Genomic DNA, 26,791 nt, shown 5'->3' on the forward strand with positions numbered 1-26,791 from the left:
GTCGGTCTGGGTGCCGCCAGAATGTGTTGCATAACTCTGTTACAGAACTTCCCATCCAGGACAAGGTTTTTGGGCAGGGTATGCTTATGTCAGAAAGGTACAGACTTGTGAAGCCTTTTAAAGGTGTATTAACGGCACTGCTAGTCGCTGCCTCTCAGCCGTGTGTCCATAGCCTATCTATTGGGTCGCTAGCAATACTCTCTTCTCAGTTGCCTTCGCATGCGCAGGCTGCAGAGTCTGTGGCTGAAATTGCGAAGGAAATCACAGTTCGAATTGAAGGAGCAACGCAAGGCTCTGGTGTAATCGTCAAACAAGATAGAGATACCTATATCGTCTTAACAGCTTGGCATGTGATTGGTGGACAAAGAGCTAATGAGGAGATCTCTATCTTTACTAATGATGGCTATAGGCACGAGGTATCGCTCGGATCTATTAGGAAGATTGACAACGTTGACCTTGGAACGCTTGTATTTCAAAGCTCAAGGCGTTATACGTCAGCCAACGTCGGTAGCTCCCAGAGTGTTGTCATGGGGAGCCCAGTATATGTAGCTGGATTTCCTGTCTCAACGCAAGCTGTTCCTCAAAGACTGCTGAGATTTAAAGCTGGATTCGTTGAGGCTAACGCAAAGATAGCAATGCCTAGAGGGTACCAGCTCATCTATTCAAACTCAACTCTTCCTGGAATGAGTGGAGGTTCTGTTCTTAATAGCAAGGGTGAGTTGGTAGCTATTCATGGTCAAGCTGAAATAGATAAAAACCTTACAATCAAAGCGGGCATTGCTGTTAAGAGTGGGTCCAATCAGGCTATCCCAGTTGACCATTATTCTTCATCTGGTAATTGGTCTCGCCAGACTAACGTTTCAGCCTCGTTCTCAGTTGATGACTTGATTCTGAAGGCTAGGAACCTTGAGGGTGATCCGGCCAGGCAACAGGAGTTGCTTGAGTTATCCGACAAGATTATCTCACGCAAAGAAATTCCTATCGCATATTATTTAAGAGGCTCTGCACTAAATAAGTTAGGCAACTATGAAGCATCTAAGGCTAGCCTCTCAAGAGCAATAGAGCTTCTTCCAGATTACGATGAGGCGTATTATCTGAGATCAATAATTTACCAAAAGACGGGTGACCTTGGCAAAGCTTTTTCTGATATCGAAAAAGCATTGGAGCTCGACTCCAAATATGCACCTTACTTTGCGCAGAGAGCTGATTTAAAGAATGAATCGGATGACTACAGTGGTGCTCTTAGAGATAGCAACATTGCTCTTTCCCTAGACTCCGCTTCTGCCTTTGCATTATGGACCAGGGGTGACTCTTACTACTACACAGGAAAAGATGAGCTTGCCATAAGGGACTACAACCTGTCGCTAGATCTTGATCCTAACTCTTCATATGTGCTCTATTCAAGAGGCATGGCTTTCAACGCCTTGGGGCAGCATGCGAAATCTATAAACGACTGTCGCAAGTCTGCAGAGCTAGATACGAGCTACGCAAAGCCTCTCTGGTGTATTGGCCTTAACAAATATGACTTGGAAGACTACCCGGCCGCGATAGATGCGTTTAATTCTGCGATTCGAGTCGATTCAAAGTGGTATCGACCATATTTGTGGAGGGCTAAGGCCAGGATGGCCCTTGATGATCTGGCAAGTGCTTTGGACGATATTCAGATTGCACTTGGGATCAGTCCAGATGATGCTTACTCTCGAGAGACTCGTGCCGATATCTACTACGAGCTTAAGCGCTATATGAGCGCAATTAATGACTACTCGGCTGTCCTTAATATAGAGCCAGATAATCTATACGCTCTTGTGAGTCGTGGTATTGCCTTTATGGATAATGGCGATCATGAAGAAGCCCTTACAGACTTGACTGCCTATATCGAAAGGGATGCCGATGATGACAGTGTTTATGCTCTAAGGGGGTACATCCATGAACTTATGTCTGACATGAAGTCGGCATGTGCAGATTGGAGGGTCGCCTCATCGCTTGGGAATGAGAATGCTTCCAACGAGGTTTCCTCGAAATGCTCCTCCTAGCACTTTCTATTTGGCGTCTCTTCGTCTTTTAGAAAAGCCTGAAGACCGGGTCCATCTCATTGAGCTGTCTCTCCGTTTGTTGATCTGAAGAGCCTCTTCTGAGCATTTCTTTCCTGAGAGCAATAATTTCTTGCCGTAGTGCCTCTACTTGATCCTTGTAGAAGGTTCCTTGCCTCACTAATTCACTAGTTTGAATGGCTGCATTCCTCAGAAGATCAACTGCTTCTGGATTCGTCTCAAACCGAAGTAGCAAGTCCCTGATTTCATCGATTCCCTTTCTAGTTGCGATTTCACGTTCGAGGAACTTCCTGACCTCCTCAATTTTCTGCTCGAGCCGCTTTTCTTCAAGTGACTGTGTTTTGGAGCCCCGTTGCCTGGCAAGGTCATTGAGTGCAAGCTCCAACCTCTTAGCGGCATCGCTGTACGAGTCGATGTCTTTGGCCTTCCCAAGATCAGCCTCAGCTTGCTTCGCTCGATTTAGCGCTGAATCTTCTGTTTTCTCCGACCGCTGACCGTTCCCGCATAGGCCAACCCTGCAAAGGGCATCTGGAGCTGTTGCCGTGAACAAAGCCCCAAGAAGGACAACAGATGCTCCGATACCGGCACCGATGAGTGATCCTTTGCTGGGCTTTCGCAGGCTTCCAGTTCTTGGTCGTGGTTTGGTGTGTTCCTCGGCTTCCATTGCTTCAGGCTGCCCTGAGGCGCTGGGGCTTGGCTTCTCTTCCTTTGGAGTCTCTATCGGAAGGTTCAAGACCCCGCATAGAACGGCGTCTATCGCCTCGAGTGCCTGTGGTGCAAAGACAGTTGACAGATCAGACAGAAAAGCCTGCTTCTCGATCTGTCCCTTGCCGCTGCCGCTGAGGTTCAGCAGCTTGTGAAAGCCATCACGGCTCGCCACAACCTTGAGCGCGCTTCGTAAGTCAGGGTCGTTTGGCGCGAGGTCTGCAACCAATGCCTCGAGCTTCTTGCTACCGGATGGATCGTTACTCCAGGCCTTGGCATAAAGCCCGAGCTGCTCGCCTACCCATCGACGTTGTTGGGTTTGCTCTTGGGCACCAGGCATTGGCTCGCTACTTCAGCCCTTTGCTCTTGCAATCAGGCTAGCCATGCAAATCCTCTAAAAAATTCGCCGGAAATTTCCGAGGGCCTTCACGAAGAGCAGGCAACGAGAGCTTCCCCCCCTTGGGTCACTTACCTCTGAGCTAAGGCCCCCTCCCTCTTGATACGAAGGCTCCCGGCGGTCGAACAGGTCGGGCTTGGTGCGCCAAAATGTGCTGCATAACTCTGTTGCAGTACTGGCTCAGCTGTTGCAGAATTTCCTGTCCAGGACAAGGTTTTCGGGCAATGTTCCGTTGACGCGCAGGCTGGTAGGCCTGCTGCTCCTTGGACTGCTGGCCCCCCTTGCCGGGCTGGCGAAGGAGCCTGAACCGAGACTCATTGGCGTTTGGCTGACCAACAGCCCAAGCCCGCTCTACTACTCCAGGCAGCGGATCAACGAAGCCGTCGAAGAACTCAGCGCGGCGGGCTTCAACACCCTCTACCCCAACGTCTGGAGCCGCGGCACGACCTTCCACAGGAGCCGCTGGGCACCGATGGAGCCCGCCCTGCTCCAGAGCGCCCCCAAGCTCGATCCGATCTGCCGTTTCACCGAGGCCGCCCACCGGCGCAGCCTGCGGGTGATCCCCTGGTTTGAGTACGGCCTGATGGAGCCGGCGGATGCCGCGGTGGTCCGCGAACACCCCGAGTGGGTGCTGCAGAACAGCGCCGGCGAAAGCAACGTGGCCATGCATGGCAAGCAAATGGTCTGGCTCAACCCCGCTCACCCGGGGGTGCGGGCGCGGTTCCTTGGGCTGATCGGCGAGATCGTGCAGCGCTGCAAGGTTGACGGCATTCAGCTCGATGACCACTTCGCCTGGCCCGTCGAACTGGGGTACGACCCCTACACCCGCGCGCTCTACCGCGAGGAGACCGGCGAGGAGCCACCGGAGCTGCACACCGACCGGGCCTGGATGAACTGGCGTCGACGCCAACTGACGGGTCTGTTGCGGGACTTGCGCCGCACCCTTAAAGAGAGCGGCCAGGGGAGCCCCTACGTCAGCCTCTCTCCCGGCCCGTTCCGCTTTGCCTACAACCACTGGCTGCAGGACTGGGAGATCTGGGCCCTGGGGGGCCTGATCGATGAGCTGGTGGTGCAGAACTACGCCTATTCCTTGGCAGGGTTTGAAAAAGACCTCGAGCAGCCTGCGCTGACCAAATCCAGCAGCTGGGGCATCCCCGTGGAGATCGGCATCCTGGCGGGCTTTGGCGGACGGACCACACCGCTGCCGGACCTAAGTGAACGGGTCAAGTTGGCTGTCGCCCGCGGCCACGGGGTCATTTATTTCTATTGGGAGGGCCTCTGGGGCGCCCATGCCGGTCCGGAGGGAGCCGCCCTACGGCGCGAAGGCCTCAAGCAGCTCCACCAGACCCTGCCCTAGGCCAACTGCAGGCACTGATCCACCACTTCCCGGCTGTTCGGCGAGAGGGGCGTTGCGGACAACTGCTTGAGGGCCTCCAGCATCCGCTCGGAGCGCAGCGAGCCGTAGCTTTGCCAGCGGCTGAAGACCTTGGCCATCCGCGACGCGGTGATCGGATTGCGCTGGTCCAACGCCGAAATCTGCTCGGCCATGAAGCGATAGCCGCTGCCATCGAGGGCATGGAATTGGCTGACGTTGCCAGCAAAGCCTCCGAGAACCGCCCGCAGCGAGTTCGGTGCCGCCGGATCAAACCGGGGGTGATCCATCAGCTGCCGCACCCGCTCCACCCCATCGCCAAAGGGGGTGGCCGCCTCCAGGCCAAACCAGGCATCGAGGATGACGGGCTTCTCCTGCCAGCGGTCGTGGAAGGCCTGCAGGGCCGCGTTGCGCTCAGGGCTGTCGATGGACTGCAGCGCCCGCAAACCAGCCCGCGCGAGGGTCATCGACGGCCCTGAGACCGCCGCCGCCGCCTCGGCACGAACCCCTGCGTCACCCGCCGCCACACGCCAACTCCAGATGGTGGCCGTGAGATCGCGATCGCCGACACCCTCAGGCCAGTGCTGCTGCCACTGGTTGCGGCAGCTGGCCAAGACCGTCTCGAGCGGCCCCTGGAGCTCGTCGCCCAAGCGGGTCCGCAGGGCCAAGACCGCCTCAAACAACGCCGGCGGGTCCACCGTGCCGTTTTGGGCCAGGGCCGCATCCTCCAGCTCCGGCAATCCGGGGAACGCCATCAGAGCACTGCGGTACGAATCCCCCAAGTCCCCCTCCAGCAGGATCCGCTCAAAGGCGGCCACCAGCCCCTCTTCGAGCTCGTCATTGATCGCGCCCGACGCCCGCTCCAGCAGGGCCTGACGCAGCAGGACCTGGCCGGCATCCCAGCGGGCAAAGGATTCGCTGTCGCACGCGAGCAGGTGCAGTAGCTCATTGCTAGAGCGCTCCATCGCGACGCGCACCGGGGCCGAGAAGCCGCGGGGCAAGGAGACAGCCGGTGGGTGGGAATGGGCCTCGAGTCCCACGAACAGCAGGTCCTGCTCGGCGCGGTCGATCACAAAGAGGCGACTGGCGCTGCCCCATTCAGCGGGGAGCGTGGCTGCGGCCACGTCTTTGGCGTGCTCCCCGGGCAACTGGAGCGGCAGCGGATCACCGCCTTGGCCCACCAGACCCAGCACCAGTGGGATCACGACCGGCTCCTTCTGGGGTTGCCCTGGGGTCGCTGGGGTGCTCTGACGAACGCTCAGCCGCAGGGTGCCGGCATCACCATCCCAGTGACGCTCGATCTGCAACTGGGGCGTGCCCGCCTGGCTGTACCAGCGGCGGAACTGCTGAAAATCAAAACGGGGCAACGCCGCGCCCGCAGCCCAGGCCTGCTCAGCGGCATCTTCCATCGCTTGAACGAAGTCCTGGCAGGTGGCGGCGGTGCCGTCATGACGGCTCACATAGAGAGCCATACCCCGCATGAACGTCTCCTCACCCAGCAGGGTGTGCAACACACGGATGACTTCAGATCCCTTCTCGTAAATCGTCGTTGTGTAGAAGTTGTCGATCGCCTGGTAGTGATCCGGCTGAATCGGATGGGCCGTGGGTCCCGCATCCTCACGGAACTGGGTGTTGCGCAGCAGGGCCACATCATCAATGCGCTTCACCTCCGGTGAATGCAAATCCGCCGTGAAACTCGCGTCACGGAAGACCGTGAGTCCCTCCTTCAGCGAGAGCTGGAACCAGTCCCGGCAGGTGATGCGGTTGCCCGTCCAGTTGTGGAAGTACTCGTGGCCGATGACGCTTTCGATGCGCTCCAGCTCGGCATCCGTCGCGGTCTCCGCATCCGCCAGCACCAACTTGGAGTTGAAGATGTTGAGACTCTTGTTCTCCATCGCGCCCATGTTGAAGTGGCGCACGGCGACGAGGTTGAACTCCTCGAGGTCGTACTCGAGGCCATAGCGGCGTTCATCCCAGGCCATGGAGCGCTTCAGGGAGGCCATCGCGTGGGCCGTAAAGGGCGCATCCCCGGGCTCGACATGAATCCGCAGCTGAACCGTCCGGCCGCTGCAGGTCACGAATTGATCGCGCACCTCCTCCAGGGCGCCCGCCACCAGGGCGAACAGGTAGGAGGGCTTCGGGAAGGGGTCGTCCCAGACGGCGTAGTGACGGCCGGGCTCCCCGGGAATAACCCCCGTCTCCAGGCAGTTGCCGTTGGAGAGCAGCACCGGGCAGCTGGCTTGATCGGCTTCGATGCGCACCCGGAAACGACTGAGCAGATCAGGGCGGTCGGGATGGAAGGTGATCCGCCGAAAGCCCTCGGCCTCGCATTGGGTGGTGAAGAGGCCGCCGCTTACGTAGAGCCCCTCCAGGCTGGTGTTGGTCTGGGGCTGGATCTTGACCCGGGTGCGCAGGCAGCAGGCCGCCTCTGGTGGCGCCAGCAGCACCAACTTGCCGGGCTCCAGCCGATAGGCCTCCGCGGCGAGCAGCTCACCGTCCAGCTCAATCGAGAGCAGCTCCAGTTGCTCCCCCAGGAACTCCCAGGGAGCCGCCTCGGCGGCTCCCGCGGGAACCAGCTGAAACGCGGCGTCGACCACGGTGTGATCGGCGTGCAGCTGGAACAACAGCTGGGTGTGCTCGATCGTGAACGGGGCCGGGCGGTAGTCAGCGAGGCGGACGGTGGCCATGCGGAGGAACAATTACCAAGGAACGGGACCCCGCCCCGTCGCCACGCTGCAGCCCATCTGAGAGCCGAGCAGAGCACCAAGGGGAATCGCCCATGCCCGTCCATCCTGGCGGGAGAGCGCGTAGGCCGCCGCCCCTCCGGTTAAGCCGCCCAAGAGTCGTCCGGTGTTGCAACGCTCCGGCGTGGAGCGGACCTGGCGCCAGGGTTCCCGCTGGCTGAGGTGCGATTCACGCAGCTCGCCTGCTGGAGCTTGCTGAGCGTGTGACCAGCGCTTCTTGGCCTTGAGATTGGCGCGCTGCCAACTCTCTAAATGGTGTTGACGCCAATGCTGGGCGCGTGACCAGCGCCGCTCAGCCTTCAAGCTGCCCGAATGCCAGTGGTGCTCGTGTCGCCAACGCGGGGAGTGGGCGAGCGCGGGGTTCGGCAGCAGGCTCAACAGCGGGGCTGTGGCCGCGCAAGCCAGCAACAGCGATCGTCCGCTACGCAGACCGAAGCGAAAAACGGAGGCCATCGGAGAAGGTCCAATCGGGGACCCCTCCAGACAACCTCCGCTGCAGCGCTGATCTCTGACTGAGGGCGCTCTGACCTACGACGAGATGCGACTCAAGGCTTTTTGGCTGGGGCCTTGGGTTGGGTGGTGCGTCCTTTCACCGCTTCTTCGACCTTGGCTTTGACATCAGCCGGCACCTCATTGGGGCACACCTCAACGGCGCCAAGAACGGCCGAATTGATCGAACCTCGGCGCAGCTCTTCGATCGACAGAGGCTTGGTGCCCACCTGTGCGATCTGCGACTGGTGCCCGCCTTGGATCACCTGGGCGATCGTTTCACCGGCGATCGCTACAGCTTTGTCGAAGTCGGTGTCCGCCGCGCGAGCGATACAGACGTTGAGGGCCGCGATGCGCGTGTAGAGGTTCATCTCCGCCTCCGTGGCCGGGGCGGCTTGAGCCGACAGCGGTGCGATCCAGAGCACCAAGGGCAGGATCAGCAGACCGAATTGGCTTCGAGACAAACGCACGAGAGAAGCAGCAATCGCCTGTTAATCCTGCTGCATCACTGAACTAGCTCTCGCCGCGCAAAGGTGCTCCGGCTTCTTCGACACGAATTTCATGGTGGGTTTCCACCAATTCAAGATTTCCATCGCGCCATGAGTAGATGGTGCGCGCCCTGAACTGATCCTGATTCACCAGGCGGATGTACTCGAAGATGTCCCACTCCTGGTAGTGGGACTCGAAAACAACCTCATGCTCATCCGCCTGGCGGACCTGACTCTTGGTCGGTGAGCCGCAGAGGTAGCCACGACTACGGCGCAGCTGATGGCCGCACAAGGTGGCTTCCATCGTGCCTTCGCGGACGTAACGGGGCTTGATGTCAAAGAAGTCGTATTCCTTTTCGGGCCACCAACTGAAGCGGTAGCGCGGCTCGGATTCCGCCTGGTCCTCAAACGTTTCGACCCGCAGGAGCATGTCGACCCGCAGGACCTCGTCGTCGGGGAAAAAATATTGCCGGCGTGAGCGCCACAAGCCGAGATTGCGGTTAAACCAGCGCCGCAGGGTCGTATCAAATTGAATGCGTCCAGTTCTTGGCGCTGAAGGCATCCACGAGACCGGATGGACCCGAGTCGATAGTTCCCGTTGATGGACCACTGGGACTTATCAGACAACGACTCATCACAGTCGTCATAGCGAGGCCAGCAGGACTTGCCTAACCCCCATAACGTGAAACCACAATTTCTCCAGGTTTCACCCTCCGGTGCACTCTGCTGGGGAAGCAAGCCCCGACGGAAACGAGTCGATCCGCAGGATGCCTGCGGAAGGCCCTGTTGCGCCTGATGGTCGAGGGGCTGTTGATCCGCTCTCGCTCGACGACGAAGACTCAGCGCAACGTCGACACCTGAAGTTGCTCCTGGTGGCTGGAACCCGGCACAGGGCCAGCGCTGATGTCAGGAGCCTCGTTGCGTTTCTCGAGAAGGAGGACTTTGGTTTTGAGGTGAGCCTGGAGCTCGCCGATCCTGCCCAACGGCCCGAGCTCCTCGAGCTGCACCGCCTGGTGGCGACCCCGGCGCTGATCAAGCTCGAGCCGGCACCCAAACAGGTGTTTGCCGGAAACATGCTCCTGCAACAGCTGCGCAACTGGTTGCCGCGCTGGCAGCAACTGGAGGTGGTGAGCGGCCTAGGCATGAGCCTGCGGCCGGCAGAAAGCGACGGCAGTCGGACTCAACGGGAACTGCAACTCGAAGACCAGGTCTTGGTGCTGCGCCAGGAAAACGAAACCTTGATCGAGCGGCTACGCGGCCAGGAGCGGCTGCTGCGGATGGTGGCCCACGAACTGCGCACCCCCCTTACGGCCTCCAAGCTGGCCCTCCAAAGCCTGAACCTCGGGCAGATCGATCAAACCCGCTTTCGCGATGTCCTCGATCGCCGGCTCGATGACATTGAACAGCTCTCGAAAGACCTCCTGGAGGTCGGGACCACCCGCTGGGAGGCCCTGTTCAACCCGCAACGCATTGCCCTCGGCCCCCTGGCCGCTGAAGCGATCCTCGAACTCGAGAAACGCTGGGTGGGACGGGGGCTCGAGCTGATCACCGATATCCCCAGTGACCTGCCGGATGTCTATGCCGACCAACGGCGGATGCGTCAGGTCTTCTTGAACCTGCTCGAGAACGCCTTCAAATACACGCCGGATGGCGGGAAAGTGCGAATGGCGATCTTCCACCGCACCAGCCAGTGGATTGAGGTCAGCGTCTGCGATTCCGGCCCCGGGATTCCCGTGGATGAGCAGGAGCGGATCTTTCAGGATCGGGTGCGCTTACCCCAGACCTCCTCGACCACATCAGGCTTTGGTGTGGGGCTCTCGGTCTGCAGGCGGATCACGGAAGTGCATGGCGGCCGCATCTGGGTGGTCTCCGAACCCGATGAAGGCGCCTGCTTCTACTTCACGGTGCCCGTCTGGGACGGCCAGGGGGCCAGTTGAGTTGCAGGTCATGACCTTGATTGACGAAGGGCCCCTCTGACCCGTAATTTCTTTCCATCGGGCGCGGCGTTCAAACGCCATGCACTGCAAGGGAACTTGAGTTCACCTGGCAACCGAGTCCTAGCCCCCATCGTCTAGAGGCCTAGGACACCTCCCTTTCACGGAGGCGACAGGGGTTCGAATCCCCTTGGGGGTATCCAAAGAGAAGCGGCTTCGGCCGCTTTTTTTGTGTCCAAATGCCGCCAGCTCAGCGGACTCTCCCGAGGGCGATGGACCTCAGGCCGTGGCTTGTCTGCGCTGGGCTTCGGCCTGAACCGCCCGCAGATTAGCGGCCAGATCTTCCTGCAGGCGTTGCTCAATCAAGCCGATCGGCATGCCAACGCAGCCTTGAACCGTGAGCTCGTAGAGCAAGGTCGTGCTCTCACCGTCTAAGCCGATGGTCCAGACCCCATCAAAACGGCGGAAATCACCTTTGAGCATGGTGAAGGTGAGCTGCCGGGCTTCGGGGTGCTCGGTGAGCTCCAGCTGCACTCGCGCCTTGAACTGCATCCCCATGAAGCGCTGGGCACCCTCCTGTTCAAGGCCCACAACGGCACCGCGGCGCCAGAGCAGACGGGAGGTCTGGAGATTGGGAATGAATTGACTCAGTCGGTCGTAATCGGTCAGAACGGCCCAGATCCAGCTGGGATCAATGGCCAAGCGCAGTTGAACGGCCAACCGGCGGGTCCCCCCCGGCAAGCGCTCCATCTCCTGCTGGATGGTGTCGAGCGAGCAAGCCCCTTGTCCTGAGGACGCTGCATTCAGCGTTTCGCTCAGCGATGAGGTCGAATCCGGTGGCACCGACAACTGGGTCAAGGATTGCGCCGGGGGGCTCAAACACAAGAAGCTTCAACCTAACCCGCTCTGGAATGCAACGGAGGGCGCTCCAGACCCGGAGGATTACTATGATCGCGCGCGTTCTCAGGGCAGAAGAGATCCATGCGTGTTTCGACCGCTCCATCAAGCCGCAGCGACTCACGCATGTTCACGGTTGTTGTGCGGGGTTACGGCAGTGCTCACCCCCGCAACGCCGAGCGCAGCATCAGCGTTCCCTTCTCCCGCCTGCAGGCACTGATGCAATCCATCAGTCAGCTCGGTGGAATGATCGTTTCGGTCACTCCCTCGGGCGAGGCCCCTGCCCCAACGCCCGCGGCCAAGCCTGCCCCGGCCGCCGCGGCCAAAAAAGCCCCCGCTAAAAAAGCTGCTTCTGTGTCACACGCTGCCGTTCCGGTCAATCTCTACAAGCCCAAGACCCCTTTCCTGGGAACCGTTACCGAGAACTACAGCCTGCTGGGAGAAGGTGCCATTGGCCGGGTGAACCACATCACCTTCGACCTCAAGGGTGGCGACCCCCAGCTGCATTACGTCGAAGGCCAGTCCATCGGCATCATTCCCGATGGTGAAGATGCCAACGGCAAGCCCCACAAGCTGCGCCTCTACTCGATCGCCAGCACCCGCCACGGCGACGACCTGGCGGATGACACCGTCTCCCTCTGTGTGCGCCAACTGCAGTACGAGAAGGACGGCGAGACCATCAATGGTGTCTGCTCCACCTTCCTCTGCGACATCAAGCCCGGCGCCAAGGTGAAGATCACCGGCCCCGTGGGCAAGGAAATGCTCCTGCCTGAGGACGAGGACGCCAACATCATCATGCTGGCCACCGGCACGGGCATTGCTCCGATGCGCACCTACCTGCGCCGGATGTTCGAAGCCAGCGAGCGCGAGAAGAACGGCTGGAACTTCCGCGGTAAGGCCTGGTTGTTCATGGGTGCTCCCACCACCGCAAACCTCCTGTACGAAGACGATTTCAACCGCTACGAGCGTGAGTTCCCCGAGAACTTCCGCTACACCAAGGCGATCAGCCGCGAGCAGCAAAACGCCAACGGCGGCCGCATGTACATCCAGGACCGCGTCAGCGAGAACGCTGACGAGATCTTCGCGATGATCGAAAACCCCAAGACCCACGTCTACATGTGTGGTCTACGCGGTATGGAGCCCGGCATCGACGAAGCCATGACCACCGCCGCTGCGGCCAAGGGTCTGGACTGGTCCGAGCTGCGTCCCAAGCTGAAGAAGGCCGAGCGCTGGCACGTGGAGACCTACTGAGCTCCGAGCTCAGGTCAGCCTTTGCTCAAAAGCCCGCTTCGGCGGGCTTTTTTTGTGACTACTCGCTGCCGAGCTCAGGAACCGCCGTTAAACCAAGAGCACGCGCGCCTTGCCCATGCCGGCCCAGCAAACCAACCCCCTACGGGTCGGCCTTCGACAGGAGCGCGTCATCTCACCGCAGTGCCTGGTGATCTTCGGCGCGAGCGGCGACCTCACCCACCGCAAGTTGATTCCGGCGCTGTTCGAGCTGTTCCGGCAACGGCGCCTACCGACTGAATTCGCGATCCTCGGCTGCGCGCGGCGGCCCTGGAGTGATGAGGATTTCCGGGAGCGGATGGCCGAAGCGATGGCCAGCGAAATCCAGCAGCACCAAAGCGCCTGGGAGCAATTCAGCGGCTGCCTCTTCTATGAGCCGGTGGACCTGCAAAAGGACGAGGACGTCGTCAGTTTGGGCACGCGGCTCGAGGCCCTGGATCGCCTGAAGGCCACCCGCGGCAACCGCACCTTCTATCTCTCCGTTTCACCGGCGTTCTACGGCAGTGGCTGCCGGGCCCTGGCCAAGGCTGGACTGCTGCAGGACCCCAGCCGCAGCCGGGTTGTCATCGAGAAACCCTTTGGCACGGACTACAGCAGTGCCCAAACCCTGAACCGGATTGTTCAGAGCTGCGGTAAGGAATCCCAGATCTTCCGCATCGACCACTACCTGGGCAAAGAGACCGTCCAGAACATCCTGGTCCTGCGCTTCGCGAACGCGATCTTCGAGCCGATCTGGAACCGGAACTACATCTCCAGCGTCCAGATCACGGCCGCCGAGACCGTCGGCGTCGAGGAGCGGGCCGGGTACTACGAGACCAGCGGTGCCCTGCGGGACATGGTGCAGAACCACCTCACCCAGATGCTGGCCCTCACCGCCATGGAAGCGCCGGGCCACTTCGACCCTGAGGCGATCCGCAACGAGAAAGCCAAGGTGCTGCAGGCCGCCCGCCTGGCCAATGAGGACGAACCCTGGAAATGCTGTGTCCGGGGACAGTACAGCCGCGGCGGCAGCCCCGCCAACCCCCTGGCGGGCTATCGCGAGGAGCCGGGTGTGAATCCAGACAGCACCACCGAAACCTATGTCGCGATGAAGCTCTTCATCGACAACTGGCGTTGGCAAGGGGTCCCCTTCTATCTGCGCACGGGCAAACGTCTCCCCAAACGCCTCTCGGAAGTCGTCCTGACCTTCCGCAAGGCTCCCGTCCAACTCTTCGATGCGGCTGGGGGAACGCCGACGGCGAACCAACTGGTGCTGCGGATCCAGCCGGATGAAGGGGCTGGCTTTGTCTTCGACGTGAAGGCGCCGGGGTCGGGCATGCGCAGCCGTCCCGTCGACATGCACTTCAGCTACGACGAAAGCTTCGGCGAGCCCTCGGATGAGGGCTACGTGCGCCTGTTGGCCGACGCGATGCTCGGCGATCCCACCCTGTTCACCCGCAGCGACGAGGTGGAAGCGGCCTGGAGGCTCTACACGCCGCTGCTCGAACTGATTGAAGACGCCCCAGCACGTCTCCCGGTGTACCCCTACGAAGCCCGGACCTGGGGGCCAGCCGCCTCCGATTCGCTCCTGGCCGAGGACGGCCTGATGTGGAGACGCCCGTAACCCTCCCGCTTTTCGTCGTTCTCTTCCTCAGCGATCCCCATGGCTCCCCAACTGACCCTTCAGGCCCCGATCGAGATGGCACCCCAAGAGGTGCCGGCCTATCTGAACCGGCTCTGGAGTGACCATCTCAAGGACTCCAGCGGTGCCTCGACCTTCACCCTGGTGGTCTGGGAGCCCTCCTGGCTGCAGCAGCAGCTGATCCGCACTGGCCGCGCCGAGGGCCCCTTGAGCGGTTTGCTGAACGATGAACTGCTCGCGGCCGCCCGGCGGGCAAGCGGCGAATTGGGGCTCCCCACTGGGACAGCGCCCACCGCACCCCAGGTGGCCTGGGCCCTTGGACAGGAGGCCGGTCAGCACCAAGCGCAGGATCTACGCGGGCAATTCGTCGACCGCGCCATCAGCGCCCACCAACCCAGGCGACTGATCACCCTGGCGCCCACCCTGGCCGCGGACCAGCAGTTGCAATCGATGGTGGCCGCTTACTGCCCGCTGCCGGAGGAGCGGGGAACCAACAACGATGCCTGTGGCGATGTCGTGGTCCTGCGCGGGGGCATGGGAGCCATGTCCCAGGGCTTGTCGATGCTGCAGGAGCTGATCCCCTCTGACCTGCCCTGCTGGGTCTGGTGGAACGGGAGCATGGATGAGTCGCCCGAATTGCTGGAGGGATTGGCGACCCTGCCCCGGCGTCTGGTGGTGGATAGCTCCATCGGCGAGCCCCGGCGCTGCCTGGATCTGCTGGCTCAGCGCATTGCCCTCGGCCAAGCCGTCAATGACCTCAATTGGCTAAGGCTGCGGACCTGGAGGGAATCGTTGGCGATGGTCTTCGACCCCCCCAGCCGCCAAAGCGCCCTCGATCAGGTGGTCCAACTGGACATCGATGTCGAAGGCCAGCACCCGGTCAAGGGACTGCTGCTGGCCGCCTGGATTGCCGATCGGCTCGGCTGGCATCTGGTCAGCAGTTTCTGGGTCGATGGCGCCAGCCCCGAAGAGCGGGGTGTGGGGGCCGAATTCCAGCGCACCGATGGTCAGAGCGTGCAGTTCCGGCTGATGCCCGTGCCGGTTGGGGTGAGCAAGGTTCACCCCGGTGCGCTGGTGGGCCTGCGCTTGATCTGTGCCCCGCCCAACCGTTCACCCCTGTGCGTGATCCTCTGCTCGGAGTCGGGCGGCTGCATGCGCCTGGAGGCCGGTGGTGTCGCCTCAATGGAACTCGCGGAGGAAGTGGTGCCCCTGCCCAACGAGAGCGAGGAGATGGAAATGGCCCGTCTGCTCGGAGGCGGCCATGACAGCACCAACCCCTTGATGGCCGCCGCCGTCGCCCTCGCTGCCAAGCTGCTGCCCAGTTAGGAACCCCCATGCCCTGCCTGATTGCCGCTCCTGCCAGCGGCAGCGGCAAGACCCTGGTGAGCCTGGCCCTTGCGGCCCTGGCCCACCGCCGCGGCCTGAGCCTGCAGACCTTCAAAGTTGGGCCGGACTATCTCGACCCGCAGCTGCTCTCGCTCGCCAGTGGCCGGGCCTGCCGCAACCTCGACGCCCTGCTCTGCGGAGGGCCCTGGCTGCAGCGGTCATTCCAGCGCCATGGCGCCCAGGCCGATCTCTGCCTCGTGGAAGGAGTGATGGGCCTCTTCGATGGCAAAGGCCCCTCAACCGAGGGGAGCTCGGCCCATGTGGCTTCGCTGTTGCAGCTACCTATCGTCCTGGTGGTGGAGGCAAGCCGGCAGGCCGGGTCCTTGGCCGCCCTGGTGCGCGGCTTCCGGGACCACGATCCAAGCCTGACCATCGCTGGCGTGGTGCTCAATGGGGTGGGCAGTCCACGCCATGAGGCGCTGCTGCGGGAGGCCCTGGCCTCGATCGCGATGCCGGTACTGGGAGCCCTGCCGAGGCACACCAGCCTGGAGCTGCCCTCGCGGCACCTAGGGCTCCTGCCGGCCCATGAACTCGAGGATGTCCAACTGCGCCTGGAGGCCTGGGCGACGCTCGCCGAAGCGCATCTGGATCTCGATCAGCTGTGGCCTTTGCTCAGCGCGCCAGCCCCGGGTGAAGCCGCGCCAGCACCAGCCGCACCGGCGAACGACCCTGTCCCGGTGGCCCTCGCCAGCGACGCCGCCTTCCACTTCCGCTACCCCGAGGCGATCGAGCTGCTCGAGCAGAACGGACTCATTGTCGAACCCTGGTCGCCGTTGGCCGATGAACCCCTACCCCAGGGGTGCCATGGTGTGATCCTCCCCGGCGGCTATCCGGAACTGCATGCGGACACCCTGACGGCGAGCTCCCGCAGCCTCGCCGCCCTGCGGCAGGCGCGGCAGATGGGCCTGCCGATCTACGCGGAATGCGGAGGCTTACTGCTGCTGGGTAAGGGCCTAGAGGACCAGGACGGCGTCCTCCACCCCATGGCGGGCCTGCTGCCTTTTCAGGCACGGCGCGGAAGCCTGAGCTTGGGCTACCGCCAGGCCTCCCCCCGCTGCGATGGCTTGGTGGTGCGCCAAGGCGAGACGCTCTGGGGCCACGAGTTCCACCGCTGGCAGCTGGATCAAGGCAATACAGGCGAGGCGGCGCTCTGGGACCTGGAGGGCTGGGGGAGCCCCGCGCGATCCGAAGGGTGGGGCGATGGCCAGCTCCATGCCAGCTGGCTACACCTGCATTGGGGAGGCTGCCCCGCCATCCCCGAGCGCTTTGCCGCCTCGGCCCGTCTGGCCGCACCCCTTGGTCGCTGATTCCTGATGGCCTCACTGCAGCTTTGGCTCCTGCGCCACGGCGCCACGGAATGGGCCGTCAATGGACGCCACACCGGCAGCACTGATCTCCCCCTGCTGCCCGAGGGCGAACGGGAAGCGCAGGCCCTAGCGCCGGTGCTCGCCCAACAGACCTTCGCGGCGGTCTTCAGCAGCCCCCTGCAGCGGGCCCGGCGCACCTGTGAGTTGGCTGGGCTGGGCGATCAAGCGCAGATCGAGCCGGGCCTGAAGGAATGGGACTACGGCGATTACGAGGGACTCACCACCCCCGAGATCCGCGCCCACGTCCCCGGTTGGAGCGTCTTCAGCCACCCCTGCCCCGGTGGCGAAAGCAGCGAACAAGTCCAGCAGCGCTGCGAGCGGGTGATTGCGCGCGCCAGCCAGGTCGCCAGTGCCGCCGACGGAGCGATCTGCCCGGTGGCGCTCTTCGCCCATGGCCACATCCTGCGCAGCCTGGCGGGCTGCTGGCTCGGGCGCGGCCCCGCCGGCGGAGCCCAGTTGGCACTTGGCACAGGCAGCTTCTGCGTCCTGGGATACGAGCGGCAAAACCGTGCCCTAATCCACTGGAATGCACCGGTGATCCAGCCGTAGCCGAAAGCCCAAACCCGTGCCACCTTGAAGACATCAGGCCTTCGCAGGGGGGTGGATGGATAAGGGGGACCGGTCAGAGCGTCAGTCGGGAACACCAGGCTGGCTGATCGCCGATACGCGGCCACTCAACCGTGGCAACCGCACCACGAAGGTGCGGCAATGGGTGCGCCAGGAGCAGCGCCACCCCAACCCAAGCGCGCTGCGCATCGAACGCTGGCAACTGCAGGTGCGGGGCCGTGTCCAGGGCGTCGGCTTCCGTGAAAGCTGCAGCCGGATGGCGAAGGACCTCAACCTGAGCGGCTGGGTCCGGAATTGCCCGGACGGATCCGTCGAGGTGCAGGCCGAAGGACAGCCCTATCAACTTACCGAATTGCGGCTCTGGTGCGAGCGCGGCCCCAGGGAGGCCGAGGTGCTGAGCGTGAGCCAAAGCCAACTCGCGCCCCTCAAGGAAGACTGGTTCGAAATTCGCCGCTAGATGACCAACGGGACCCTCTGGGCCGAATTGCTGGCCTACGGCAGTGGGATCGCCCTCAGCCCCCTCCACATCGGCCTCTTGCTGTTGCTGCTGCTGGGGCCCAACCCCCTGCGGCGCGGGGGACTCTTGGTGATGGGCTGGATGCTCACCGTGAGCGCCATGCTGGTGCTGCTTCTGACCGTGGGCCATGGCCTGCTGCTGACCATGGAGAAAGGCAGCAGCCACCGCACCGGCCTTGACCTGCTCGCGGCGGGTGTCCTCCTGGCCCTGGGTCTCAAGGAACTGCTGGACCGAAGGGAAGAGGGCGAAGAAGCCCCGGGCTGGACCCGTCAGCTCGATCGTTTGTGTGCCATGCCCTTGCCCCTGCTGCTGGGGGTGAGCTCGGCCCTCGAGGTGGTCAGCCCCGATGACCTCTTCCTGTTTGCCAAGACCGCCTCTGCGCTCTTGGCTGCAGGACTGACCCGTCTGCAGGAGACGCTCTACACCGGGGCGTTCACCCTGGCGAGCAGCACCGCCTTGCTGTTGCCCTTCCTCGCGGTGTTGATCGGCCGTGAGCAGGTGCTGCCTCTGCTGGAGCGGGGCAAAACCCTGCTCTTCAACAAGGGGGACCTGCTGGTGGGCGGCCTGAGCCTGGTGCTCGCGGGCTACCTCGGCTGGCAGGGCATCGAAGGCCTGCAGCTCAGCTAGCGGGCTTCAACCAACGGCTCCAGCGCTCGCGCTCCTGGGCCGCGCCGCCACTGGCCAAACGGTTGTCGGCACTCAGCCAGACCGCTTGGGAGGCCCGGCTAACCGCCACGTAGACCAATTGACGCCGCAGGATGTCGTCGCTGGGCCAGAAGACATCACCGGCGATGAAGACCTCGCCGAAGGTGCTGCCCTGGCTGCGGTGCACCGTCAACACCGCCGCGGGTCCCAGGGACGCAAAGGCATCGCGCACCAGGAAATAGCGGCGCCAGAGGCTGCGGCCCTGCTGCTTGCCCGCCTCCCGGGCCTGTAGACGCAGGGAGCGGAGCACCCCATCGAGGCTTTGGCGCCCGGCACTGCCCACCGGCGGCAGCAGACGCAGGGTCAACCGGGTTTCGCCGGCCTCGACGTCGGCATTGAGGGTCTCGATCACCGTTGGGGTCAGGCCATCACCGACGCCGACCCCAAAGTCCGCGAGATCGCATCGCTCGGGGGTGACATCACGGACCACCAGTTCGCGGTTCGAGCCCAGGAGCATGTCGGGCTCCTCGGCGGCCTCCTCCCCGGCCCGGCAGGCCGGGGCCATGACCGCCGAGCGGGTCATCAGCACCTCCCCCGGCAACACGGGCAGTTGATCGGCCATCTCACCGTGGATGGCGCGGCGCGCCAGGGGGACCAACTGCTCGAGGGCCCGGTTCGTGTAGCAGAGAATCCTGGCGTGATCAGGGTTATCGAGCTCCGCACCCCGCTTGAGAGCCGCCTGGGCCGCCTCCAGCCATTGGGAACGTGGCAGGACCGCGACCTGTCCCTGGGGGTCTCGCACCAGGCCCAAGGCTGGCGGCTGACGGCAGGGGAGATCTCCGCTGCGCAAACCGGTGGCGAGCTGCAGGACTGGTCCCTGATGGCGCACCACCTCACTCAAGCTGGCGTTGACGGAGCGACCCATCGAAAACACGGGGCTCTCGGGCTCCCCCACGGGGGGGAGCTGGGCGGGATCCCCGACAAAGACCAAGCGAGTCTTGAAGGGATGGGCGCAGCGCAGAGCAATCTCGAGGAGCGCGCTGTCGACCATCGAGGCCTCGTCGATCAGCACCAGGGAGAGGTTTTCGAGCGACCCCGCGGTCTGCTCGGTTTCCTCACAGCGCTCCAGATCCCCCTGACGTTTGAGCTTCAGCCGCAGCAGGCGATGGATCGTGCTCGGATACCAGGTGGGTTGAAGCCCCGCCCAGGCGAGCTGCTGACGCAAGACCCCGACGGCCTTGTGGGTGGGGGCCACCACGGTCCAGCACCAATCCCGCTGCTCCACCAGGGCCAGCAGGTGACAGGAGAGGAAGGTCTTCCCGGTTCCAGCAAAACCGCTGAGCACAAACGGGGTGCCGTCGTAAGGGGCCTTGAGCCACTGCTCAAACGCCTCGGCCGCCGCCGTTTGGCCGCTGGTCAGCCCCCCCTCAGCCAATCGCTATCAAGCCCCAGTGTTGGGCCAGGCTGAGCGGAGAGCCCACAAGCACCAGCCCCGGCAGGGAGACGAGCGGACCCATCAGGCTGCCGACAAGCACCTCCAACGGCGTGTGACCCAGCTTTTCTTTAAGCGGGGTTTGCTCGTCTGAGGCCTCACTCAAGGCATTCACCCGGGCTGCCGTGAGGCCCGCGGAGTAGCGGACGTGGGAAGCGTCGTAGAGGACGACGAAACACATGGTCGCCGCCAGGGCAAAGAGTCCCGAATCAAACCCCTGCTGCCAGCCCAACGCGGCGGCCGTACCGGTCAGCAGAGCCGAATGGCTGGAGGGCATCCCACCGGTCTCGACGAGCACCTTCGGGTTCCAGCGGCGATGGACGACGAGCTCAATGACCAACTTGGAAAATTGGGCCGTGCCGCAGGCGGCGAGTCCCCACCACAGAGCCCCGTTGTCCAACAGAGCCACCAAGGGAGCACTCATCGATCGCGGCTGGTGATGTAGTCCGCCAGGGCCAGCAGGGGCGCCGCCGAGCTATTGGTGTTGAAGGGCTCGAGCGCCTGCTTGGCCTCGGCCACAAGAGCATCAGCACGCTGGCGGGATTCCTCCAAACCCAGGAGCTTGGGATAGGTCGTCTTGTCCGCCGTCAGGTCTTTACCGGCGGTCTTGCCCAGCACCTCGCTGCTGGCGGTGACATCGAGGATGTCGTCGATGATCTGGAAGGCCAGGCCGATGCCGCGGGCGTAGGTGGTCAGGGCCGCCAGGAGCGCGTCGGAGGCGCCGGCAATCAAGGCGCCGGTCAGCACACAGGAGCGCAGCAAGGCACCGGTCTTGTGCAGGTGGATGTACTCGAGGGTCTCGAGGTCAACGTCCTTGCCTTCGCATTCCAGATCCACCACCTGGCCGCCCACCAGCCCGGGGGCACCGGAGGCCAAGGAGAGCTCACCGACCACCTTCAGCAACTGCTCGGCGGGAACGCCGGGGCTGCGCAGGGCGACCATCTCAAAGGCCCGGGTCAGCAGGGCATCACCGGCGAGGATGGCGTTGGCCTCGCCATAGACCTTGTGGTTGGTGGGCATGCCACGGCGCAGGTCGTCGTTGTCCATGGCCGGCAGGTCGTCATGGATCAGCGACATGGTGTGGATCATCTCCAGCGCCACCGCGGTGGGCATCGCCAGGGCCGCATCACCGCCGGCGAGTTCACAGGCCGCTAGGCAGAGGATCGGCCGCAGGCGCTTGCCCCCCGCCAGAAGGGAGTAACGCATGGCCTCCCGCAGGCTCTCGGGACGCTCCGGTCCCAAGGAGCCATCGAGGGCCTGCTCCACCCGCTGCCGGGATGTCTCCAGGTAAGCGGCGAAATCAAAGTGGCCTGGCTCCCCCGTGGAGGTGCTGTCTGTCGTCGTCACCGCCGCGCTCATGGGAGATCTGGGCCCAGGGCCATCGCTCGGGCGGATTCTCTCAGGCCGCGCCCCGCTATGGGAGCAAATCCGCCAAGGGCTGATCCAAACCGCAGCGTTGGCACCAGCTGGCCACGGTGTTCACCAGCAGCAGGGTCACGGTCATCGGACCGACACCGCCTGGCACCGGGCTGATGGCGCTGGCGATCGGCTCCACCTCTTCAAAGCGGACATCGCCGCACAACTTCGCCTTCTCACCCGGCTCACTCGGCAGGCGATGGATGCCGACATCCACCACAACGGCCCCGGGTTTGACGTGTTCCGCGCCAATCATCCGAGGGCGACCCGCCGCCACCACCAGGACATCGGCCTGGCGGGTGAGGGCCGCCAAGTCCTGGGTGCGGGAATGACCAATGCTCACCGTGGCATTCGCGGCCTGGAGCATCAAGGCCATGGGCTGGCCCACCAGGATGCTGCGGCCGACCACCACGGCCCGCTTGCCGGAGAGCTCGACGCCAGCGGCGTCCAGCAGCGCCATGACACCGGCGGGGGTGCAACTGCGGGGGCCGGGTTCGCCCTTCAACAGTCGGCCGAGATTCAGGGTGTGGAGCCCATCGGCGTCCTTCTCGGGGTCGATCGCCGCCAACAGCGGCCGCTCGTCCAACCCCGCCGGCAGGGGGAGCTGCAGCAAAATTCCATCGACAGCCGGATCGGCATTGAGCCGTTGAATCGTGCTCAACACCTCCGCTGCTGGGGTGTCTGCGGGCAGATGGGCCCCAAGGTTGGTGATGCCGATGCGGCTGCAGGCTTTCTCTTTATTGGCGACATAGACCCCACTGGCGGGGTCATCCCCCACCCGCAGCACGGCGAGGCCAGGGGGACGCCCCGCCTGGGCCATCCGTTCAGCCACAACCCGCTCAAGCCGCTCCTCCAACGCAGCAGCCAACTGACGACCGTCGAGACGCTGAGCCATGGCGAGGGGCGGGCAATCTCCTCTCAGCATGCAACGGCAGGGCTAGCGTGGGGACCTGTCATGCCCCCGCCGTGACTCGCCTGAGCACCGTGCACCAGCTCTGGCAACGGCTCCAGCGGCTCTGGAAACAACTGTTGCGGCTGGAGATGCCGCGTCAGGTGCTCACCCCCTGGAAGCGCGGCGCCAGCACGGGGGTGGTCTTGATGGCCCTAGTGGTGGCCCTGGTCTCCAGCTGGCCCTGGTTGGTGGAGCCGAGCCTGCGGCCGGGAATTCCGGCTCCGTTTACGGCCAAGGCGCCGAAGGCCGCCACGGTGGTGGACTCCGATGCCCTCGAGCAACGGCGCTCCCAGCTGGGGGTACGGACCTATGTCCAGGTGGTCGATGAGCGCCAGAGCCAGGACCTCGAGGCGCGGCTGGATCGCCAACTCGAGGCCATCAGCCGCCTGGCGGCGAGTGATCAAGAGCAGGTCGCACCAATCGATATCGCCCCGGCGGAGCGTGCCTGGCTCAAGCGCTCCAGCCGCCGCCAGCTGCTGCGCTGGGAGGGTGAACTGCGCCAGGCGCAATCGCGCATGTTGCGCCAAGGGGTGGTCGGCAATGTGGCTCGCCAGCAGTTGGTGAAGGCGGCTCGCCATCAATTGGAAGGAATGCCCGAGCCGGAACTGGGCCTCGGCGCTCGCCTGATCGCCAATTCACTCCAGGGGCGCACCAACCTGCGCATCGACGCGGCCCTCAGTCAGCGGATGCTGGAGGAGCTCCTGACCCAACAGGGCATCCCCACCATCCAGGTGAGCAAGGGTGAACTGATTGCCCGGCAGGGGGAACCGATCAGCAAGCAGGCCTACGCGGTGCTGGATTACTTCGGCCTGGTAAACCGCCGGCCCCTGATTGGCGCCTGGTTGCTGCACTTCAGCGAAGCCTTGGCCGCCGCCAGCGTGATGGTGCTGCTGATCCGCAACCGCCGGGTCAGCCTCGAGCCCCGGCAGGCCCTGCTCGCCCTCGGCTTGCTGGCCCTGGTCCAAGGGCTGAAGCTCTGGCTCGGTGCCGCCGCAAGCCCCCTGGCCCTCTTGGTTCCGCCCACGTTGCTGCTCGCCCAAGGGCTGGGCACCACCGCTGGTCTGGCCTGGCTGGCGATGGCGAGCCTGCTTTGGCCGCTGCCCCTCTCGCCCTTTTTTGACCAGCGGATCCTGATCGCCGCGGCCGTGGCCGCGATCACCGCCGTCCTGGCGGATCGCCAGCGCAACCGGGCTCAACTGCTGCAACTGGCCCTGCTCGTTCCCCTCGGAGCCCTGCTGGCGGAATGGCTCCTGCTGCAACTGGAGCTCTTCCGCGGTGTACGCGAGGGGGGCCTGCCGATTGGAGCGGACCTCACCGGTGAAGCGCTGGTGCTGGGGGGTCTGCTGCTGGGGGTCCTGCTGATCGGCCCCATGGTCGAGAGCTTTTTTGGTCTACTCACCCGCAGCCGCCTGATGGAGTTGGCGGATCTCGAGCGACCCCTGCTGCGGCGCCTGTCCTGCGAAGCGCCGGGCACCTTTGAGCACACCCTGATGATCTGCGGCCTGGCGGAGGAGGGAGCCCGCTCCATCGGCGCCGATATCGACTTGACCCGCACCGGGGCGCTGTATCACGACGTGGGCAAACTCCATGGCCCCCAGTGGTTCATCGAAAACCAGGAAGGGGGCGACAACCCCCACGACCAACTCGATGACCCTCAACTGAGTGCCGGGATCCTCCAGGCCCACGTGGATGAGGGGCTCAAGCTCGCGAAGCGCTACCGGCTGCCGAAACCCTTGGCGGACTTCATCCCGGAGCACCAGGGCACCTTGAAGATGGGCTACTTCCTGCATGAAGCCCGCCGGCGCGACCCCAACATCCGCGAAGAGGACTTCCGCTACCGCGGCCCCACCCCCCGCAGCCGCGAAACGGCGGTCCTGATGCTGGCCGACGGTTGTGAAGCCGCCCTGCGCTCCCTGCCCCCTGACACCAGCGAGGCCCAAGCCCGTGATGTGGTGCGCAGCATCGTGGAAGCCCGCTGGCGCGACGGGCAACTCACAGGCAGTGGCCTGACCCCGGCAGAGTTGGAGCTATTGGTCCGCGCCTTTGTCCGGGTGTGGCGGCGGATGCGCCATCGCCGCATCCCCTATCCGATTCCCGCCCGCAAGAGTTTCAGCGCCTGATGTCCTCCAACCGCTGGCAGAACGCCTGGTTCCCGGTGGCGTTTCTGCGGGACCTCGATCGCGATCGCCCCACCCCCTTCACCTTGGTCGGCCAGGACCTTGTGCTCTGGTTCGACCGGCACGCGAGCGCTTGGCGAGCCTTTTCCGATGTCTGCCCGCACCGACTCGTTCCGCTCTCCGACGGACGCCTGAACGCCTCCGGTGAACTGGAGTGTCCGTATCACGGTTGGACCTTTGATGGCTCGGGCCAGTGCACGGCCCAACCTCAGGCGGAAGCCGGCAGCGGCATCAGTGGACGCAGCCACTGCCGCTCCTTCGCGACGGCCAGCGCCCAGGGATTGCTGTTCGTCTTCAGCGGCCCTAGCGAAGAGGCGAGCGAGCAGCCCCTGCCGCTGGTGCCGGTGCTCGAGGACGCGGGCTGGGTCGTGCAGGACACCTTCCGGGACCTGCCGATGGATGCCTTGACCCTGCTGGAGAACGTGCTGGATGCCAGCCACGTTCCCTTTACCCACCACGCCACGGTCGGACGCCGGGAGAACGCCGCGCCGGTCAACCTCGCCTTAACGGCCTTTGATCGCGACGGCTTTAGCGGCCTCTGGGAAGAGGGCCCGAGGCGGGGAAAGCTCGGCAGCCAGCACACCCGCTTCCTGGCTCCAGGCCTGATGTGGCATGACCTCACCGCCAAGGGGTTTGCCCGGATCTTGACGGTCGTCTACGCGGTGCCGACCCGAGCCGGCGAATGCCGCTTGATCGCCCGCTTCCCCTTCCAATTCCGTTCCCCCTGGCCGGGGCGCCTGCTGCGCCTGCGTCCCCAATGGCTCCAGCACATCGGTAATCACACCGTGCTGGAGGACGACCAACTGTTTCTGCATTGGCAGGAGCGGGTGATCGAGCAGCGGGGCGGCCGGCATGACGCCCTGCGCCAGTACCACCTGCCGACCCAGGCCGACCTCTATGTCCGAGCCCTCCATGACTGGGTGAATCGCTACGGCGGCGAGCCGTTCCCCGGCCAACGCCTACCGGCGCGGCAAAACCGTCAGGACCTGATGGAACGTTTTGAGGCCCACACCCGCCATTGCCGCAGCTGTTCCGGCGCCGATCAACGGTTGAAACGTCTACAACCGATCTGCTGGATCCTGGTGGCCGTGGCCGGGCTGACTGCGGCCTGGAGTAGTCCTGGGATCTCTGGAGCGCTCGCTCTGACGGCGGGCGTCGCCCTGGCCCTCGCCGCCTGGCGCATTCGGCGCTGGCGCCAACTGCTGCGCGCCGGCTCGGGTTTGCCTCCCCGCAACCGCTAGGGCAGGACAAATGGCACGGCGGACTCAAAGGCCATCCAGCGACCATCACTGGGGTGACTGAACGCCAAGGCGCAGGCGTGCAAATGCAACCGCGCTGCCGGCGTCTCGCCATAGAGCGGATCCCCCAAGATCGGATGCCCCAACGCCTGCAGATGCACGCGCAGCTGGTGGGAGCGACCGGTCAAGGGCTGCAAGGCCAGTCGACTGCAGCTCGAATGCTGGTCCAACAGCTGCCATCCCGTCCGGCAGGGTTTTCCCGCAGGATCGACGCCATAGAGCGGCGGCCGGTGTTGCCGCTTGGCGATGGGGAACTCGATCCAGCCCTGCCCCTCGGTGGGCACGCCGGACACGTCGGCCACATAGCGCTTCTCCATCTGCCGATCGGCAAAGGCCACGCTCAGCTGCCGATGGACCGCCGCGGATCGGGCCACGACCATCAGGCCCGAGGTGTCGCGATCAAGGCGATGGACCAAGCGTGCTTCAGGCCACTGGGACTGCACCCCCGTGATCAAGGATGCCGACAACCCTGGACCGAGACCCGGCTGGGACAGCAAACCACTGGGCTTCTCGAGCACCAACAGCGCCGGGTCGGCATGCAGCAACCAAGCGGGATCGAACAACGCAGGCACGAATGCTCGACCCTGGCCAGACTGGCCCTAGTCCTAGCCGGACCATGGCACTCGATTCGTTCAAACAGGCCCTCGCCGCGCTACTCGAGCAGGCCCCCGAGGATCCCCTCGAGCGGGACGAGTATTTCGAGTTGAACACCCTCCCCAGCTACGGCGGCAGTGGCTTTGAGGTGGTGATGTGCGATGAGGAGCACGAGATCTTCGCGGTGATCTACACCGACCGCCTCTTTGAGGAGGGTGAAGAGGGGCAAGAGGCCGTCGAAGCCTTGGTGCCTGACTTCCTCCAGGCGGCCTACGGCCTCAGCCCCGAGGAGTGGCAAGCGACCGAACCCTTTGACCTGGGCTGGCGCAGCCGCGAATACCTCTGGTTCATGGAGTTCAGCGTGCCGGGGCTCAAACCCACCTGCAGCTTCTGAG

The 26,791-nt window shown here is 63.6% G+C and carries 24 protein-coding genes and 1 tRNA gene; 14 read left to right on the forward strand and 11 right to left on the reverse strand.

The features are described 5' to 3' along the window. The first annotated feature begins 26 nt into the window (after positions 1 to 26). Positions 27 to 2,033, forward strand: a complete 2,007-nt coding sequence (locus H0O22_RS05895; RefSeq protein ID WP_185188032.1) for a serine protease — start codon at positions 27 to 29, stop codon at positions 2,031 to 2,033. 28 nt (positions 2,034 to 2,061) lie between these two features. Here H0O22_RS05895 and H0O22_RS05900 read toward each other — a convergent pair whose 3' ends face one another. Then, positions 2,062 to 3,096: a hypothetical protein gene (locus tag H0O22_RS05900; RefSeq protein WP_185188033.1), complete on the reverse strand. Its 1,035-nt coding sequence runs from the start codon at positions 3,094 to 3,096 to the stop codon at positions 2,062 to 2,064. A gap of 289 nt (positions 3,097 to 3,385) precedes the next feature. Between H0O22_RS05900 and H0O22_RS05905 the strand changes: the two genes are divergently transcribed. Then, positions 3,386 to 4,510: a glycoside hydrolase family 10 protein gene (locus tag H0O22_RS05905; RefSeq protein ID WP_185188034.1), complete on the forward strand. Its 1,125-nt coding sequence runs from the start codon at positions 3,386 to 3,388 to the stop codon at positions 4,508 to 4,510. On the opposite strand, the gene pepN is transcribed toward H0O22_RS05905, so the two are convergent. The 4 genes from pepN to H0O22_RS05925 form a co-directional block, all read right to left on the reverse strand. Next, a complete protein-coding gene (gene pepN, locus H0O22_RS05910; protein WP_185188035.1) occupies positions 4,507 to 7,212 on the reverse strand; it encodes an aminopeptidase N in 2,706 nt (901 codons plus the stop codon). The genes H0O22_RS05905 and pepN overlap by 4 nt on opposite strands. A gap of 12 nt (positions 7,213 to 7,224) precedes the next feature. Further along, positions 7,225 to 7,722 carry a hypothetical protein gene (locus H0O22_RS05915; protein ID WP_185188036.1) on the reverse strand — a complete coding sequence of 166 codons (498 nt, stop codon included), beginning with the start codon at positions 7,720 to 7,722 and terminating at the stop codon, positions 7,225 to 7,227. Positions 7,723 to 7,814: 92 nt separating this feature from the next. Beyond that, positions 7,815 to 8,228 (reverse strand): cAMP phosphodiesterase, encoded by a 414-nt coding sequence (locus tag H0O22_RS05920; protein ID WP_185188037.1) that lies wholly within the window; start codon positions 8,226 to 8,228, stop codon positions 7,815 to 7,817. A 43-nt stretch (positions 8,229 to 8,271) separates the two neighbouring features. Beyond that, entirely contained in the window at positions 8,272 to 8,808 is a 537-nt protein-coding gene (locus H0O22_RS05925) for a hypothetical protein (RefSeq protein WP_185188038.1), read from the reverse strand. 205 nt (positions 8,809 to 9,013) lie between these two features. Between H0O22_RS05925 and H0O22_RS05930 the strand changes: the two genes are divergently transcribed. After that, positions 9,014 to 10,183, forward strand: a complete 1,170-nt coding sequence (locus H0O22_RS05930; RefSeq protein WP_185188039.1) for a histidine kinase — start codon at positions 9,014 to 9,016, stop codon at positions 10,181 to 10,183. 123 nt (positions 10,184 to 10,306) lie between these two features. Further along, positions 10,307 to 10,379 (forward strand) — tRNA-Glu (locus tag H0O22_RS05935). 80 nt (positions 10,380 to 10,459) lie between these two features. On the opposite strand, the gene H0O22_RS05940 is transcribed toward H0O22_RS05935, so the two are convergent. Then, the gene (locus tag H0O22_RS05940) at positions 10,460 to 10,930 is read right to left on the reverse strand and encodes an SRPBCC family protein (RefSeq protein WP_185188331.1); all 471 of its coding nucleotides are present in this window, start codon (positions 10,928 to 10,930) and stop codon (positions 10,460 to 10,462) included. A gap of 231 nt (positions 10,931 to 11,161) precedes the next feature. On the opposite strand from H0O22_RS05940, the gene H0O22_RS05945 reads away from it, so the two are divergent. The 7 genes from H0O22_RS05945 to H0O22_RS05975 all read left to right on the forward strand — a co-directional run bounded on the left by H0O22_RS05945 (position 11,162) and on the right by H0O22_RS05975 (position 18,449). Further along, positions 11,162 to 12,328, forward strand: coding sequence for a phycobilisome linker polypeptide (locus H0O22_RS05945; protein ID WP_185188040.1), 1,167 nt, complete (start codon positions 11,162 to 11,164; stop codon positions 12,326 to 12,328). 115 nt (positions 12,329 to 12,443) lie between these two features. Further along, a complete protein-coding gene (gene zwf / locus H0O22_RS05950; protein ID WP_185188041.1) occupies positions 12,444 to 13,967 on the forward strand; it encodes a glucose-6-phosphate dehydrogenase in 1,524 nt (507 codons plus the stop codon). A 39-nt stretch (positions 13,968 to 14,006) separates the two neighbouring features. Next, positions 14,007 to 15,311, forward strand: coding sequence for a glucose-6-phosphate dehydrogenase assembly protein OpcA (locus tag H0O22_RS05955; RefSeq protein WP_185188042.1), 1,305 nt, complete (start codon positions 14,007 to 14,009; stop codon positions 15,309 to 15,311). 8 nt (positions 15,312 to 15,319) lie between these two features. Then, positions 15,320 to 16,678, forward strand: a complete 1,359-nt coding sequence (locus tag H0O22_RS05960) for a cobyrinate a,c-diamide synthase (RefSeq protein WP_185188043.1) — start codon at positions 15,320 to 15,322, stop codon at positions 16,676 to 16,678. Positions 16,679 to 16,684: 6 nt separating this feature from the next. Then, entirely contained in the window at positions 16,685 to 17,287 is a 603-nt protein-coding gene (locus tag H0O22_RS05965) for a histidine phosphatase family protein (RefSeq protein ID WP_185188044.1), read from the forward strand. A gap of 55 nt (positions 17,288 to 17,342) precedes the next feature. Beyond that, complete coding sequence (locus H0O22_RS05970) at positions 17,343 to 17,762, forward strand: acylphosphatase (RefSeq protein WP_185188045.1); 420 nt, start codon at positions 17,343 to 17,345, stop codon at positions 17,760 to 17,762. Continuing rightward, positions 17,763 to 18,449, forward strand: coding sequence for a GAP family protein (locus tag H0O22_RS05975; RefSeq protein WP_185188046.1), 687 nt, complete (start codon positions 17,763 to 17,765; stop codon positions 18,447 to 18,449). Here the strand turns inward: H0O22_RS05975 and H0O22_RS05980 are convergent. Genes H0O22_RS05980 through folD form a run of 4 tightly spaced genes read right to left on the reverse strand, consistent with a single transcriptional unit; the run spans position 18,442 to position 22,270 of the window. Next, a complete protein-coding gene (locus tag H0O22_RS05980; RefSeq protein ID WP_185188047.1) occupies positions 18,442 to 19,902 on the reverse strand; it encodes an ATP-dependent RecD-like DNA helicase in 1,461 nt (486 codons plus the stop codon). The genes H0O22_RS05975 and H0O22_RS05980 overlap by 8 nt on opposite strands. Then, positions 19,895 to 20,383: a divergent PAP2 family protein gene (locus tag H0O22_RS05985; RefSeq protein WP_185188048.1), complete on the reverse strand. Its 489-nt coding sequence runs from the start codon at positions 20,381 to 20,383 to the stop codon at positions 19,895 to 19,897. The genes H0O22_RS05980 and H0O22_RS05985 overlap by 8 nt, the downstream gene beginning before the upstream one ends. Continuing rightward, positions 20,380 to 21,318, reverse strand: a complete 939-nt coding sequence (gene crtE / locus H0O22_RS05990) for a geranylgeranyl diphosphate synthase CrtE (protein WP_185188049.1) — start codon at positions 21,316 to 21,318, stop codon at positions 20,380 to 20,382. The genes H0O22_RS05985 and crtE overlap by 4 nt, the downstream gene beginning before the upstream one ends. A gap of 55 nt (positions 21,319 to 21,373) precedes the next feature. Then, positions 21,374 to 22,270 carry a bifunctional methylenetetrahydrofolate dehydrogenase/methenyltetrahydrofolate cyclohydrolase FolD gene (gene folD, locus H0O22_RS05995; protein WP_185188050.1) on the reverse strand — a complete coding sequence of 299 codons (897 nt, stop codon included), beginning with the start codon at positions 22,268 to 22,270 and terminating at the stop codon, positions 21,374 to 21,376. Positions 22,271 to 22,416: 146 nt separating this feature from the next. Here folD and H0O22_RS06000 point away from each other — a divergent pair, with 146 nt between their 5' ends. Together H0O22_RS06000 and H0O22_RS06005 are read left to right on the forward strand one after the other, a co-directional pair. Further along, entirely contained in the window at positions 22,417 to 24,447 is a 2,031-nt protein-coding gene (locus H0O22_RS06000; protein ID WP_255439566.1) for an HDIG domain-containing metalloprotein, read from the forward strand. Continuing rightward, positions 24,447 to 25,745 carry a Rieske 2Fe-2S domain-containing protein gene (locus H0O22_RS06005; protein WP_185188052.1) on the forward strand — a complete coding sequence of 433 codons (1,299 nt, stop codon included), beginning with the start codon at positions 24,447 to 24,449 and terminating at the stop codon, positions 25,743 to 25,745. Before H0O22_RS06000 ends, H0O22_RS06005 begins: the two co-directional genes overlap by 1 nt. On the opposite strand, the gene H0O22_RS06010 is transcribed toward H0O22_RS06005, so the two are convergent. Beyond that, complete coding sequence (locus H0O22_RS06010) at positions 25,742 to 26,374, reverse strand: RluA family pseudouridine synthase (protein ID WP_370521489.1); 633 nt, start codon at positions 26,372 to 26,374, stop codon at positions 25,742 to 25,744. The two genes, H0O22_RS06005 and H0O22_RS06010, sit on opposite strands and share 4 nt — an antisense overlap. 44 nt (positions 26,375 to 26,418) lie before the next feature. Between H0O22_RS06010 and H0O22_RS06015 the strand changes: the two genes are divergently transcribed. Continuing rightward, positions 26,419 to 26,790: a hypothetical protein gene (locus H0O22_RS06015; RefSeq protein ID WP_185188053.1), complete on the forward strand. Its 372-nt coding sequence runs from the start codon at positions 26,419 to 26,421 to the stop codon at positions 26,788 to 26,790. The last annotated feature ends 1 nt before the right edge of the window (position 26,791 follow it).

This window comes from Synechococcus sp. LTW-R (genome assembly GCF_014217875.1).
Lineage (GTDB): Bacteria > Cyanobacteriota > Cyanobacteriia > PCC-6307 > Cyanobiaceae > Vulcanococcus.

What these genes read in the sequence shown, in the direction of transcription:
- H0O22_RS05900 (WP_185188033.1), bottom strand. Translation starts at nt 3,096, where the DNA reads ATGCCTGGTGCCCAAGAGCAAACCCAACAACGTCGATGGGTAGGCGAG.
- pepN (WP_185188035.1), bottom strand. Translation starts at nt 7,212, where the DNA reads ATGGCCACCGTCCGCCTCGCTGACTACCGCCCGGCCCCGTTCACGATC.
- H0O22_RS05915 (WP_185188036.1), bottom strand. Translation starts at nt 7,722, where the DNA reads ATGGCCTCCGTTTTTCGCTTCGGTCTGCGTAGCGGACGATCGCTGTTG.
- H0O22_RS05925 (WP_185188038.1), bottom strand. Translation starts at nt 8,808, where the DNA reads ATGCCTTCAGCGCCAAGAACTGGACGCATTCAATTTGATACGACCCTG.
- H0O22_RS05930 (WP_185188039.1), top strand. Translation starts at nt 9,014, where the DNA reads ATGCCTGCGGAAGGCCCTGTTGCGCCTGATGGTCGAGGGGCTGTTGAT.
- H0O22_RS05940 (WP_185188331.1), bottom strand. Translation starts at nt 10,930, where the DNA reads ATGGAGCGCTTGCCGGGGGGGACCCGCCGGTTGGCCGTTCAACTGCGC.
- H0O22_RS05945 (WP_185188040.1), top strand. Translation starts at nt 11,162, where the DNA reads ATGCGTGTTTCGACCGCTCCATCAAGCCGCAGCGACTCACGCATGTTC.
- zwf (WP_185188041.1), top strand. Translation starts at nt 12,444, where the DNA reads ATGCCGGCCCAGCAAACCAACCCCCTACGGGTCGGCCTTCGACAGGAG.
- H0O22_RS05955 (WP_185188042.1), top strand. Translation starts at nt 14,007, where the DNA reads ATGGCTCCCCAACTGACCCTTCAGGCCCCGATCGAGATGGCACCCCAA.
- H0O22_RS05960 (WP_185188043.1), top strand. Translation starts at nt 15,320, where the DNA reads ATGCCCTGCCTGATTGCCGCTCCTGCCAGCGGCAGCGGCAAGACCCTG.
- H0O22_RS05965 (WP_185188044.1), top strand. Translation starts at nt 16,685, where the DNA reads ATGGCCTCACTGCAGCTTTGGCTCCTGCGCCACGGCGCCACGGAATGG.
- H0O22_RS05970 (WP_185188045.1), top strand. Translation starts at nt 17,343, where the DNA reads ATGGATAAGGGGGACCGGTCAGAGCGTCAGTCGGGAACACCAGGCTGG.
- H0O22_RS05975 (WP_185188046.1), top strand. Translation starts at nt 17,763, where the DNA reads ATGACCAACGGGACCCTCTGGGCCGAATTGCTGGCCTACGGCAGTGGG.
- H0O22_RS05985 (WP_185188048.1), bottom strand. Translation starts at nt 20,383, where the DNA reads ATGAGTGCTCCCTTGGTGGCTCTGTTGGACAACGGGGCTCTGTGGTGG.
- crtE (WP_185188049.1), bottom strand. Translation starts at nt 21,318, where the DNA reads ATGAGCGCGGCGGTGACGACGACAGACAGCACCTCCACGGGGGAGCCA.
- folD (WP_185188050.1), bottom strand. Translation starts at nt 22,270, where the DNA reads ATGGCTCAGCGTCTCGACGGTCGTCAGTTGGCTGCTGCGTTGGAGGAG.
- H0O22_RS06000 (WP_255439566.1), top strand. Translation starts at nt 22,417, where the DNA reads ATGCCGCGTCAGGTGCTCACCCCCTGGAAGCGCGGCGCCAGCACGGGG.
- H0O22_RS06005 (WP_185188052.1), top strand. Translation starts at nt 24,447, where the DNA reads ATGTCCTCCAACCGCTGGCAGAACGCCTGGTTCCCGGTGGCGTTTCTG.
- H0O22_RS06015 (WP_185188053.1), top strand. Translation starts at nt 26,419, where the DNA reads ATGGCACTCGATTCGTTCAAACAGGCCCTCGCCGCGCTACTCGAGCAG.